The organism is Nostoc sp. UHCC 0251 (genome assembly GCF_034932245.1).
GTDB lineage: Bacteria > Cyanobacteriota > Cyanobacteriia > Cyanobacteriales > Nostocaceae > Nostoc.
In genome coordinates this window covers 1-12,935 of the sequence record NZ_JAYGHD010000112.1, presented here as the reverse complement: position 1 = coordinate 12,935, position 12,935 = coordinate 1, and the positions used below count along the sequence as shown (strand labels likewise).

Here is a 12,935-nt window from a genome sequence, read left to right as displayed (position 1 = left end):
CGGCATAACACACCCTACTGAAATATTTTCAGAAATCAAATATGATTCCTATAGAAGTGTAAGTGTGCGTTACTACTGCTCAAAAAGGTAAATTGGTAGTTGAGGCGACTGCTCAAGTTGGGCAACAATCAACCGTGCTATAGTCCATTGCTGTGGAAGATAGCGCAGATATTCTCCATAGCCTAAATAAGCCCAATACTCAATATGCAAATTTTGTCGCACCTTCATTAAACAAGCGGTTTGAGATCATAAAAGTTTGTATCCTGAATTAATAGGTCTTAATAAATAGTTCTTTAAAACTGGTGCAAGAAGATTTTAGGTTAATTGTTGATTTAGTTTTAGTTTTAGGTGTTGCAGCCTGCGGCGGACTGTTGGCGGCGCTTTTGCGACAACCCGTGCTGCTAGGGTATCTCATTGGCGGGATGATCATTGGCCCAGCAGGACTCGGATTGATTAAAGAACTTATTCAAGTAGAGACTCTGGCACAGTTCGGGGTTGCCTTTTTATTATTCGCCTTGGGTGTAGAATTTTCCTTAGCGGAACTTAAGAAAGTAAAAGCGATCGCTCTTGGCGGAGGTGGACTCCAGATTGCTCTGACAATTTTGGTTACAGTTGTGGTATGCGGATTAACCGGAGCCTGGGGAGCCTTACCTGCTAAAGGTATGTTTTTGGGGTGTATTCTGTCCTTGTCTTCTACAGCCGTTGTCCTCAAGTGCTTGATGGAGCGTAACGAAACAGAAACGCCTCACGGGCAAGTGATGCTGGGGATTTTGGTAGTCCAGGATTTGGCACTGGGACTGATGCTAGCAGTCTTACCAGCCCTCAACCAACCTCCAGAAACCATTGGTATCGCCGTGCTAACAGCACTGCTGTGGATTGCTTTATTTGCTGCTGGGGCAATAGCTGCGGGGATTTGGCTGATACCGCCTTTGTTGCGGTTGCTAGCCCGTACCGAAAGCCGAGAACTATTTTTATTAGGAGTTGTAGCCCTGTGTTTGGGCATTGCTCTGTTAACAGAGTATTTAGGGCTGTCAATTGAAATGGGGGCATTTGTCGCGGGTTTGATGATTTCTGAGGTGGAGTACGCCGATCAAACCCTAACTTATGTCGAACCACTGCGAGATATCTTTGCCAGTTTATTTTTTGCCGCTATTGGCATGTTAATTGACCCAGTGTTTTTGTGGAACAACCTGGAATTAATTTTAGGGCTGGTGGCACTAGTTTTCGTAGGTAAATTCTTGATTATCACGCCTCTAGTAAAGCTATTTGGCTACCCTTTAAAAACAGCCATAATCGCCGGTTTAGGACTGGCGCAAATTGGGGAATTTTCCTTTGTTCTCGCTAGTGAAGGGCAGTCATTGGGGTTAGTGTCTCGGCAGATATACTTATTAATTTTGGGAACCACCGCAGTCACTCTCATGCTTACTCCCTTTGTTCTGCGGTTAGTGCCATTTTTATTTAACTTTGCCGAATCAATGCCCTGGTTGAAACCGTATTTACAAGAAGATCAGGTACGGGATGTGTCGGAAGATTTGCCCTTCAAAGATCATCTGGTAGTCTGCGGTTATGGGCGAGTCGGCAAAAATTTAGTGAAGTTGTTGCTGCAACACGACATACCTGTGGTGGTAATCGACCAATCAGAGAGGAGAATTCAGCAGTTGCGTGAGGCTGGGGTGTCTTATGTATATGGCAATTGTGTGAGTTTACACGTTCTGGAAACCGCCGGGGTGAGTCATGCCAAAGGAATGGCGATCGCACTCCCAGACCCCATGAGTACCCGTCTTTGCTTGAAACGCGCTCTGGAATTGCGCCCAGAATTAGATTTGGTTGTCCGTGCTACTCAGGATAAAAATATTGAGGTGCTGTATCAATTGGGAGCCAAAGAAGTTGTGCAACCAGAGTTTGAAGCCAGCTTAGAAATGGCAACTCATCTATTAACAAGCTTAGGCTTGTTGTCGCCAGCTGTCGTCCAAGGGGAAATGCAGCAAATCCGCAACGATCATTATTTAGATTTTCGCCCAGAGCGTTCTGCCACTGAAGTTGCTCGTGATTTGCGCCAAGCAACTCGTGATCTAAATCAGCGCTGGTATCCTCTACCAGCTAATTCGCCCTTAATAGGTATGAGCATAGAAGAAGCAGATATGCGCTACTTAACAGGAGTTAGTTTAATGGCAATTCGCCGCGCCAACGGCGATGAAATCGATTATCCCAATAATCAAACCAGATTGGAAGAAGGCGATCGCTTGTTGGTAGTGGGAGCAGATGAAGAACTGGCGGCTTTAGCAGAATTCGCTAAAGGACAAGCTGCTGTTCCCGGAGAAAATAGTGCTTGCCAGTGGGTTACAGTTAATGCAGATACGCCAACGCTTGGTAAAACCCTTGCAGATTTAGATATTGGCAAGCAATTTGGAGTACAGGTACAGGCGATCCGGCGCGATGGCAAGTTTATCCGTTATCCTGATGGCGGTATGGACTTGCGAGTTGGCGACCAAGTATTATTATGTGGTGGCTTGACAGGTCTGAGTCAACTAGAAGGGTTATTTGCGATCGTAACTTCACTACCCCTTTCTATCCCAGTGGTGAAAGCTGCTGAGGCAGAAGCGCTCAAAGAGTTTTTGCCTGCGGATAATTACCGAGAGTAGTTAAACCAATTCGCAATTCGCAATTCGCAATTCGCAATTCGCAATTCGCAATTCGCAATTACGTTTTGTAACGGGGATTTAGACACCGCCACAACACTTGCGGCTTGATAGAAGTCGGGGATTCAAACCCCTACATTTTGTTAAGAAGATAAGACACAAAGCCCTCATGTAGAGACGCGATTTATCGCGTCTAAATAACAAAATCTACTGGGGAAAAACCTTTACAGTATCACGGGCTATAGATAACTCCACCCTTGTACCCACAGGTAACGCCATATCTGTCATCGTCCGTGCATGAATTTCTTTACCAGAGGGAGTTTGTAAACAATATTGGTACTCACGTCCTAAAAATCGTCGAGTGCGAACAACTACAGGCGCATCAGTACTAGGCTTTAAGATAAAATCTTCTTGGCGGATCATGATTTCACCACTATCATCAGTGTGATTCGCTGTTAACTCAAAACTGCCGATTTCTGTCTCCCACAAATTACCTTGGCGACGAGCCGGAAGGAAATTAGCCTGAGTGACAAATTCAGCGACGAATCTTGATGCTGGATGAGTATAAATTTCTTCTGGTGTGCCTATTTGCTCTAAAATTCCTTGGCGCATGACACCCACTATATCCGAAATAGCTAATGCTTCTTCTTGGTCGTGAGTAACAAAAATTGCTGAAGTACCCGCCGCCTTGAGAATATCGCGCACTTCTTCTCGCAAGCGCAACCTAACTTGAATATCAAGATTGCTCAAAGGTTCATCTAAAAGCATGAGTTGGGGTTGGGGCGCTAAAGCCCGGGCGAGTGCAACCCGTTGCTGCTGCCCACCTGAGAGTTCGTAAGGATAGCGTTTTTCTAAGCCTTCAAGTCTCACCAAATTAATGACTTCGGTTATCCGTTTTTGGATTTGCTGTTTACTGAAATGTTTCAACCCAAAGCCTACATTTTCTGCCACATTTAAATGGGGAAACAGGGCATAATCTTGAAAAACAATGCCGATGTCGCGCCGTTCGGCTGGGATGCAAGTAGAACTATTACAAACTACCTGCCCACCAATTTTAATTTCTCCGGCTTGCGATCGCTCAAAACCAGCAATCATTCGCAACAGCGTGGTTTTACCACAACCAGATGGGCCAAGCAATCCTAATATATCTCCTTGTTGCAACGTCAAAGATACGTTATCTACAGCAGGAAAGGCACTTTCTGCAAACTGCTTGGTGACATTTTGTAAGTCGAGAATTGCTTGTTGCATAAGGTAGATAACAGAAAAGTGGTTAGAACTTTGTTTGCACTTGGGTTTTACTAATTATTTTCTCTTTTTTGACGTTCTCTTGAGATAGCACCAATAAAGTTGAACCCATAGAAACTAGTAGCATCGCTAATGAAGCCGCCGCCGCATCGGCAAAATCTACATTTTCTGTAGCTTGCCAAATTTGCATTGCTAAAGTACTAAAGCCGATGGGTGCTAATAGCATTGTGGCAGGTAGTTCTTTAATTGCTGTGAGAAATACCAGCACCGCACCACTCAACACACCCGGTTGTACCAGAGGGAGGGTAACTTCTCTTAAAGTTTGCCAAGCATTTCTACCTAGACTACGGGCTGATTCTTCTAGCTGGGGATTGACTTGCAAAAGCGAACTGCGAACTGTTCCCACTGATTGCGGTAAGAATAAAACTAAATAAGCAAATATCAGCATCGGCAGAGTTTGGTATAGTGCTGGCAAATAGTTGGCACCAAAAAATACCAAAGATAAGGCAACAACTATTCCGGGAACTCCAAAACCTAAGTAGGAACAGCGTTCAATTATGGCGGTGATTTTAGTCGGGAATCTGACTGCTAAAATTGCTACTGGCAAAGCAAAGATGGTGGTAGCTAAAGCCGCTAGTCCAGCCGCGCTAATGGAGTTGATCATAGTGGGGAATAAGTTCGGGAAAGTGTAGCCAGTGTTAAGTCCACGAATCAGCCAAAATAAGGTGATACCTACTGGCAAAACTACACCGAAGCTAGTAATTAGTAGACAAAAGCCCAAAGCTGGCCATTTCCAAATTCCCAATTTCACAATTTTTGGTGGACGTAGAGAAGCGGAACCACGACTATAATAAGCTGCCCGCGATCGCATTCGATATTCCAACCACAAAATCAGCAACACCAATGTCACCAACATCAAAGATAAAGCTGCGGCTGAGTTGCGATTAAAGCTAGTTTTATATTGCAAAAATATTGCCCGTGTAAAGGCATCAAATCGCATCAGTGAAGGTGTACCAAAGTCGCGTAAAGCATACAAAGTTACTAATAATCCACCTGCAATTAATGATGGTTTCAACTGTGGCAAAACTACCTTAAAAAAGGTTTCTCTGCTACCATATCCCAAACTACGAGATGCTTCTTCTAGAGATGGATCAATACCTTGTAATCCAGAACGCACACTCAGTAGCATATAGGGATAGGTAAACAATGTAATTGCCAAAACTGTCCCAGGAAACCCATAAATAGAAGGTAATTCTTCTACTCCTAATGGTTGAAGCAACAACTGCAAAAAGCTCCCGCGTGGGGCCAAAGTTGCAATCAGGGCAAAACTGCCTACATAGCTAGGAACCGCTAAGGGTAATGTTGTGGCCACTAACCAAAAACGTCGTCCTGGTAAGTCTGTCCGCACAGTTAAAAATGCTAATGGTACGGCAATTAGTGTGGAAAATAATGTTACCGTTGCCGCCATCGCCGCGCTGTTGAAATAAATACTGATATTGCGGGGACGAGAAATCAATTCCCACAACTCTTCCCCGCCAATACCTGCGGTGCGAATTACTAAATATAGTAATGGCAGGGCAATGGCAACTGCCACTACCCCTGCCGCTAATGAGAGAAATAATGGAGGGCGAACCGCTTTCAACTGTTACAAAACTCCTGCCTGCTGTAATAAATTCAACGTTGCTGGCAAATCATCTAAATCTGTCAAGTTAACGTTGGGTGGGTTAAGCTTACTGATTGGTATTTGTTTTGATGGCGCTGGAATTCCTTTTACTAAAGGATACTCATTAGTTTCTTTAGCAAAGTAATTTTGTGAACTCTGGTTGAGCAGATAATCAATTAAAGCCTCCACATCAGCTTTTTGATCTGTGGTATTCGTAATTGCTACTCCTGCCACATTAATCATTGATCCGGCATCTTTGCTTGTGTAATGGTGGGCAACAGGAAAGTTAGGATCATCTTTTTTGAAGCGATACAAGTAGTAATTATTCACTAAACCAAGATGAACTTCTCCCCTTCCTATAGCTTCGACGATCGCAGAGTTTTTACCGTAATCTTTGACACCATTTGCTTTCATCGCTTTGAGCCATTGGAGAGTTTTTTCATCTCCATCTAAGACTCGCATTGCGGTGATAAATGACTGAAAAGAGCCGTTAGTTGGTGCCCAGCCGACTTTACCACGCCATTTCGGATCTGTTAACTGCGAAATTGATTTCGGTAGTTCCCCTTGTTTAACTAACTTGGTGTTGTAGTCAATTACACGAGCGCGTCCAGAAATCCCTAACCAATGCCCTTTCGCAGAACGGAAGCGAGAATCAACCTTATTCAGCAGTTTGGAGGCAATCGGCTGTGTTACCTGTTTTTTCTCCAAAGTGCCTAAAGCACCAGCGTCTTGAGCAAAAAACAAGTCTGCACGGCTATTTTTGCCTTCTTCCAAAAGTGCGATCGCTAACTCAGCAGTATCGCCATAACGCACTTGAATATCTTTATTTAAATCTTTTTTTGCTTTCTCAATTAAGGGGCCAATTAGTTTCTCGTCTCTGCCTGAATAAATCACGAGGGTTTTTGTTTGAGCGTCTACAGCTACCCCAATTCCCCAACCGAGCGTTACGGCTAGAGCGAATGCTGAAACTTTCAGCAATGGTAAAGTTTTCAATCTCCAATCCTCCACGTTAATACTTACCAGGAAGTTTTTTCAATAATCTTGGTATTTTCAATCTTTACCATTAACCTGTAGTGGTAAGCAACAAACTTTATCAAAAAATTTAGATTTTTCCTCCTTCTAGCAGATGCATTCCAGCTTCTTGCAAGTTATATGACTTGTACTTGCTGCATGAGCTTGAGTGTTGCCTCTAAATCGTTAAGATTACTCAAGTCGATTTTTTGAGCTTGTTTTTTAATTTCTTGGAGAGATTTAAGTTTACCTTTGGGCGCAACAGCCGAAGTTAGAGGATACTCATAGGTTTGATTAGCAAAATAGTTTTGGGCATTTTCATTCAGCATGAATTCGACAAACTTTTGAGCAATATTGGGATGTTTGGCGCTGTTAAGAATTGCTACGCCTGCAACATTTACCAAGGAACCCACATCATCGGTAAAATGATGCTCCACAGGAACTTGAGGATTATCTTGCTTAACTCGTTCTAGATAATAATGATTAACAAATCCGACAGCAATTTCGCCGCGAGATAAGGCTTCTACGATCGCACTATTATTAGAATAAACTTTAGGATTGTTAGCTTTAATACCTTCTAACCATTGCCTAGCTTTGTCTTCTCCTTGTGCAACTCGTAAGGCGGTGACAAAAGATTGAAAGGAACCATTTGTGGGGGCCCAGCCAATTTTACCTTTCCACTTGGGTTCAGTAAAGCCAAAAATTGACGATGGTAATTCCCCCGGTTTTACTAATTTAGTGTTGTAATCTACTGTACGTACTCTTCCCGAAATACCTAGCCATTTCCCCTCTGGTGAACGGTAGGTACTATCTACCTGATTGAGAAGAGATGTTGGTAACTGTACTGCTCTATTTGCTTTTTGCATAGCTCCAAGAGCGCCGGCATCTTGAGCAAAAAAGACATCTGCGGGGCTATTGGTCCCTTCTTCCAAAATTGCTGATGCTAATTCAGCAGTATCGCCATAGCGGACTTTTACCTTAGTATTAGTTTGTTGCTCAAATTGCTTAACAAGTTCGCCAATTAGCTTTTCGTTACGTCCTGAGTAGACTACTAGCTCTTTTTCTAATGTACCGCTAGCAGCTGTAGTCGGTGTAGCCTGCCCTGATGGCGATTGGGCAGTATCGGTGGGAGTTTGATTAGCATTACAAGCGATCGCTAATCCCCCGCTAACAGTTGCTAGCCCCACTATATAGACAAACTTACGGCGCTTCATAATTTTCATCCACCAGAAATAAAACTATTACTCGAAATTATCAATAATTTTATTGATTAAATATTTCAATAACATCATAAACTGCTATTGCCACTCTGTTGTCAAACCACATTTTTTTATCACGGTTGCCAATATCACTCAACTTTATGTGCGTGAGCATTGCAATCCAGAGTTCCAGAGTTACTTTACTGCGCTGCTCAATTTGAAGCCTTACCCTGGAGTAGGCGCGATTATTTCCAGAGGTAAATAGGTAAATAGAATTAAATGTAAGGCTTGTGTAGATTGCCTAAGGCATGAAACCTAACTTAAAAAGGAGAGATGTTTTGTTCTATCTTCTAACCTTTTCTAAAAACCTGCCCTTGAAAGCTAACCCCCTTCCCGAAACGGGAAGGGGGAACAATTCAAAGCCTCTCTCCTAAAAGGAGCTACGGTGTACACATAAGTCTTGCCGCAGCCATATTTTTATTAATAAATCTCGCACTGCATTTCTATCCCGCCTCGGAATGAATTCCGAGTCTCAGACTAGGAATGCCGTCCTAGAGGCTGCCGCCTCCCTAATTGAAGTGCATTTCCAGCAAGATGCTGGAAACGAGATTTGAAAAGGCTTTTAGCTTAAGATGCGTAGGTTGGGTTGAACCCAGTGAAACCCAACAAAATCGAGGTTTATCGCAAAAATTTGTTGAATTGGTATAATTTTGGATAAAGTCGAGCTTAAGCAACACGATCGCCTCGGCAGATAGTTGCACTCAAGCGCGGTACAATACCATCATTATGAACAATGATAAAATCGGCTCTTTTTCCTACTTCTAGACTACCGCGATCGCAAAATAGATTAATGGCTTTAGCTGGATTGCTGGTAAACAATTGCATAGCTTGGTAAATAGGCTTGTCCGTCTTCTCGGCAATCATAAAAATGGATTGTAATAGGCTTTGCGGAACGTAATCAGAAGAAATTACATCCACTAAACTGTGTAAAACAAGTTCCATAGCTGAAACATTACCAGAGTGAGAACCATCCAACACTAAATTGGGCGCACCCATCAAAACTTGTAATCCCGAACTGTGTGCTGCTTTGGCAGCTTCTAAAGTAGTGGGAAACTCGGCTAATACTACCCCATCTTGCACCGCTTCCTGAACGTGTTCCACGGTGGCATCATCATGACTTGCTAAGGAAATACCTTTGGCTTTGGTAAGTTCTACTAAAGCCATACGATTTTTTTGTGCATATATTTGTTGCTGTTGCTGACGAATGATGATGAACTCGTCAATTTCTTCAGGAGTAACACCGTATTTACCCATGTAATACTCTTTAAACTTGTCCAACCGGATAAACTGCCGTTGACCAGGAGTATGATCCATCAACGAAATCATTGATAATAGGGGATGATCGGCATATTGCGCTGTAATTTCATAAACCTGTTCATAAGCAAGTTCACAGCGTAGATGAATGCGATGTTCCACACAAAAACTGTCGGCGGCTTGTCTTTGAGAAATGACATCAATCATCGGTGCATAGTTAGTTAAGCGAGGAGAACCAGTTGCTATATCGCCAATTGCGATCGCATCACATACTGTTGTTACTCCCGCATTGGCTAAATCTCGGTCATGATAAACTGCTGCGGCTTCTAAAGGCCAGCGAATACCGGGACGGGGAGACATACAGCGTTCGAGATTATCGGTGTGTAACTCAATTAATCCTGGTAATAGATAATCTCCCTGACCATTTTGACCATGACTCACAATTCCTGGCTGAATATCAGCAATCAATCCATCTCGCACTACCAAAGTACCTAGTAGTTCTTGATCTGGTAGTTGCAGACGATAGTTAGTGTAAATCTGTTCACTCATACTAATTCGTAATTCGTAATTCGTAATTCGTAATTTTTAATACTGGCATCATCGCGTTTTGGTAAATCACCTGTCACTTGTCAAAGATCAATTCGCGGTTACAAAGTTGCGTAGACGCGGAGCGGCTTGTCGTTAGACCTCGCACTTCTTCGTCGTGAAAAATGCCAATTAGGGCACAGCCTTTAGCTTTTTTCTCTTGCAACAGTTCAATGACTACTTGGCGATTTGTAGCGTCTAGGGCTGAAGTTGGTTCATCTAGTAGCAAAATTGGATAATCAACTGCCAAAGCACGAGTAATATTTACCCGTTGCTTTTCGCCTCCAGAAAAAGTAGTGGGGGAAAGAGACCACAATCTTTCCGGGAGGTTGAGGCGATGAAATAAGTCTTTAACTTTGTTATATGCGACATCTATATCTACCCCTAATTCTAATAGTGGTTCTGCGGCAACTTCTAAGGCTGGTACTCTGGGAATTACTCTTAAAAACTGACTGACATATCCAATGGTTTTCTGTCGGACTGCTAAAATTTCGTGGGGAGCGAGTTGACACAAATCAACCCAGTGTTCCTGATGTTTTATCCACACTGAACCACTATCAACGCGATAGTTAGCATATAAACAGCGCATAAATGTAGATTTCCCACTGCCGGATGCTCCAGAAAGGGCGACACATTCCCCAGCATTAACGCTCAAAGACACTCCTTCTAGTACCGATAGATTAATGCCTCCTTGCTGATGCAGAGTAAAACTTTTTCGCAAATTCTCAACTTGCAAAAGTGCTTTGCCAGAAGAGCTTACTGGACTATGATTAACAGTTAATGATTGCATAGTTAAGAAAATAGATGATTGTTGACTGATGACTGATGACTGATGACTGATGACTGATGACGGTAAACACTTTGTTGAGCAGTCAACCGTCAACCGTTAACCGTCAACCGTCAACACATCAGGGTGTTAAAGCGGCGCTGACTAGTAATTGAGTGTATGGATGTTGTGGATCATCAAGTACTTGGTCAGTTAAACCTGATTCCACCACTTGTCCTTGTTGCATGACTAATAATCGATGTGCCAGCAGTCTGACTACGCCGATATCGTGGGTAACTATAATCACGCTGAGGTTAAAATTGCGGACAAGCGATCGCAACAAATCCAATAACCGTGCTTGCACCGACACATCCAACCCGCCTGTCGGTTCATCCATCAATATTAATCGAGGACGCGTCACCAACACACGGGCAAGTTGTAATCTTTGTTGCATCCCCCCAGAAAAGTTGACTGGCAGATCATCTATCCGTGTGGGGTCAATTTCCACTTGTTGTAGCCAATGAGCAGCCTCATCCCGAATATTGCCATAGTGCCGCACTCCAATATCTAGTAGGCGTTCGCCGATATTTGCTCCAGCACTGACCTTCATACGCAGACCATCACGGGGATTTTGCTGCACAAAACCCCACTCAGTTCGCATCAACAACCGCCGTTTAGCTTCCGCAAGTTGAAAAATTTTTAAGTCTTCATCGCTACGGTTAGTATAAATAACATTACCTTTATCAACTGCAATGTGATTGGCAATCGCACTCAACAAAGTAGACTTACCTGAACCTGATTCTCCAACAATACCGAGAACTTGCCCAGGAAAGAGATTAAAAGAAATGCGATCGCACGCTTTAATTGCGCCGTAAGATTTACTCAGTTGGTGAACCTGTAAAAGAGGTTTAGTCATTAGTCAACCGTCCCCCACAAAAATCTGTATCAGAGCAAATCCACATTCGCCCACCTTGATCATCAATAACCACTTCATCTAAATAGCTTTCTGTGGAACCGCATAACTCACAGGCTTTATCCCATTTTTCGACGGTGAAGGGATGGTCTTCAAAGTCTAGGCTTTTAACTTGGGTGTATGGTGGTATTGCATATATGCGTTTTTCTCTCCCTGCACCAAATAATTGTAGTGCTGGACTCATATCCATTTTGGGATTATCAAAACGTGGGATCGGACTAGGACTCATCAAATAGCGGTTATGCACCATTATCGGATAGTCGTAGGATGTAGCAATATGTCCATGTGTGGTGATATCTTCGTAAAGCTTGACGTACATAGCCCCGTATTCTTCTAAGGCGTGCATCTTGCCCGTTTCTACAGATGAGGGTTCTAACCAGCGTAAAGGTTCGGGAATCGGTACTTGGTAAACTAAAATCTGTCCTTCTTGTAGTGGCGTTTCGGGTATGCGATGGCGAGTCTGAATTAGAGTCGCTTCTTGTGTGCGTTCTGTGGTTTTTACACCACAAACTTTTTGAAAAAAGCGACGAATATTAACAGCGTTAGTAGTGTCGTCTGCGCCTTGGTCAATTACTTTTAATACATCAGTTTGACCAATCACAGCAGCTGTTACCTGAATTCCACCAGTACCCCAGCCGTAAGACATGGGCATTTCTCTGGAAGAAAAGGGAATTTGATGTCCTGGAATCGCCACGGCTTTCAGCAAAGCACGACGAATGGAACGTTTTGTTTGCTCGTCTAAGTAAGCAAAGTTAAAGCCTGTTTCTGGGGAACTCGGTGTCCCCTCTGGGGATAAGGGGTAATGGGGATTGGGAGAGATATTCATTTTATTGGCGAGATCAAAGAGGCGGTTATAAATTGGTTGAAGTGGTTTAAATCAGGTGTTGGCAGATTTGTAATTTTGGCTTTGTCGTCATAAATCCTTAACTGCACAGCATCTTGAGCATAAGGTTGCTGAATAAATTTCTCTGCCTGTTCAGGGGAAAATATGCCTCCTTGCAGTTCTAAGCTGCGTTTGGATGCGGCTGAGAGGCTATCCCAATATTCAGGAACAACTGAGCAAAGATAGCGTTTGGCGACGACATGAAGCTTAATTGGTTGTGTAACTGCTGGCCCAAACATCTGACGTAGTAAGGGAATGGCTCGATGTTCATGTTGATCGTCTATACCTTTGGTGGCTGGATTATCTCCCAAGTTATGGATTAAATGCCCTAAGTCATGGAGTAGACAAGCGGTAATCAATTCATGGTTTTGACCTGATATTTCAGCGAGGCTAGCACATTGCAAGGCGTGTTCTAGCTGACTGACGGCTTCTGCACCATAGGATTGAGAACCCTTTTCGGTGAACAGGTCAACAATGCTTTCAATGGTAGGTTTCATAATAGGTAACTGATGACTGTTGACTGTTAAGTGGGGGTGGGGATTGAGATATTTATTGAGTTTGGTATCGAATGGCACTAATTGAAGATACAGCCCTTGCCCCAACTGGTTCCCAGCCTCCAGGCTGGGAAACCATTCTCGGAGGCTCCGCCTCCATAGC

At 43.3% G+C, this 12,935-nt stretch carries 11 protein-coding genes; 1 reads left to right on the top strand and 10 read right to left on the bottom strand.

Annotation, left to right across the window (positions count from 1 at the left end; translation table 11 throughout):
- Positions 1–72: 72 nt before the first annotated feature.
- Complete coding sequence (locus VB740_RS14000) at positions 73–222, bottom strand: hypothetical protein (protein ID WP_323200598.1); 150 nt, start codon at positions 220–222, stop codon at positions 73–75.
- 80 nt (positions 223–302) lie between these two features.
- On the opposite strand from VB740_RS14000, the gene VB740_RS13995 reads away from it, so the two are divergent.
- Positions 303–2,642 carry a cation:proton antiporter gene (locus VB740_RS13995; RefSeq protein ID WP_323200597.1) on the top strand — a complete coding sequence of 780 codons (2,340 nt, stop codon included), beginning with the start codon at positions 303–305 and terminating at the stop codon, positions 2,640–2,642.
- Between the two features lie 204 nt (positions 2,643–2,846).
- Here the strand turns inward: VB740_RS13995 and VB740_RS13990 are convergent, their stop codons facing one another.
- The 9 genes from VB740_RS13990 to VB740_RS13950 form a co-directional block, all read right to left on the bottom strand.
- Positions 2,847–3,887 carry an ABC transporter ATP-binding protein gene (locus tag VB740_RS13990; protein ID WP_323200596.1) on the bottom strand — a complete coding sequence of 347 codons (1,041 nt, stop codon included), beginning with the start codon at positions 3,885–3,887 and terminating at the stop codon, positions 2,847–2,849.
- Between the two features lie 22 nt (positions 3,888–3,909).
- On the bottom strand, positions 3,910–5,526 hold the full coding sequence (locus VB740_RS13985) for an iron ABC transporter permease (protein WP_323200595.1): 1,617 nt from the start codon (positions 5,524–5,526) through the stop codon (positions 3,910–3,912).
- A gap of 3 nt (positions 5,527–5,529) precedes the next feature.
- Positions 5,530–6,540, bottom strand: a complete 1,011-nt coding sequence (locus VB740_RS13980) for an iron ABC transporter substrate-binding protein (protein WP_323200594.1) — start codon at positions 6,538–6,540, stop codon at positions 5,530–5,532.
- 155 nt (positions 6,541–6,695) lie between these two features.
- Positions 6,696–7,772 (bottom strand): iron ABC transporter substrate-binding protein, encoded by a 1,077-nt coding sequence (locus VB740_RS13975; RefSeq protein ID WP_323200593.1) that lies wholly within the window; start codon positions 7,770–7,772, stop codon positions 6,696–6,698.
- Between the two features lie 711 nt (positions 7,773–8,483).
- The gene (phnM, locus tag VB740_RS13970; protein WP_323200592.1) at positions 8,484–9,620 is read right to left on the bottom strand and encodes a phosphonate metabolism protein PhnM; all 1,137 of its coding nucleotides are present in this window, start codon (positions 9,618–9,620) and stop codon (positions 8,484–8,486) included.
- Between the two features lie 73 nt (positions 9,621–9,693).
- Entirely contained in the window at positions 9,694–10,446 is a 753-nt protein-coding gene (gene phnL / locus VB740_RS13965) for a phosphonate C-P lyase system protein PhnL (RefSeq protein WP_323200591.1), read from the bottom strand.
- Positions 10,447–10,564: 118 nt separating this feature from the next.
- Entirely contained in the window at positions 10,565–11,338 is a 774-nt protein-coding gene (gene phnK / locus VB740_RS13960; protein WP_323200590.1) for a phosphonate C-P lyase system protein PhnK, read from the bottom strand.
- Complete coding sequence (locus VB740_RS13955; RefSeq protein WP_323200589.1) at positions 11,331–12,221, bottom strand: alpha-D-ribose 1-methylphosphonate 5-phosphate C-P-lyase PhnJ; 891 nt, start codon at positions 12,219–12,221, stop codon at positions 11,331–11,333. The genes phnK and VB740_RS13955 overlap by 8 nt, the downstream gene beginning before the upstream one ends.
- Positions 12,218–12,935 (bottom strand): phosphonate degradation HD-domain oxygenase (locus VB740_RS13950; RefSeq protein WP_323200588.1); only part of this gene is annotated, 718 nt, incomplete at its 5' end. The genes VB740_RS13955 and VB740_RS13950, both read right to left, overlap by 4 nt.

What these genes read in the sequence shown, in the direction of transcription:
- VB740_RS13955 (WP_323200589.1), bottom strand. Translation starts at nt 12,221, where the DNA reads ATGAATATCTCTCCCAATCCCCATTACCCCTTATCCCCAGAGGGGACA.
- phnK (WP_323200590.1), bottom strand. Translation starts at nt 11,338, where the DNA reads ATGACTAAACCTCTTTTACAGGTTCACCAACTGAGTAAATCTTACGGC.
- VB740_RS13975 (WP_323200593.1), bottom strand. Translation starts at nt 7,772, where the DNA reads ATGAAGCGCCGTAAGTTTGTCTATATAGTGGGGCTAGCAACTGTTAGC.
- phnM (WP_323200592.1), bottom strand. Translation starts at nt 9,620, where the DNA reads ATGAGTGAACAGATTTACACTAACTATCGTCTGCAACTACCAGATCAA.
- phnL (WP_323200591.1), bottom strand. Translation starts at nt 10,446, where the DNA reads ATGCAATCATTAACTGTTAATCATAGTCCAGTAAGCTCTTCTGGCAAA.
- VB740_RS13990 (WP_323200596.1), bottom strand. Translation starts at nt 3,887, where the DNA reads ATGCAACAAGCAATTCTCGACTTACAAAATGTCACCAAGCAGTTTGCA.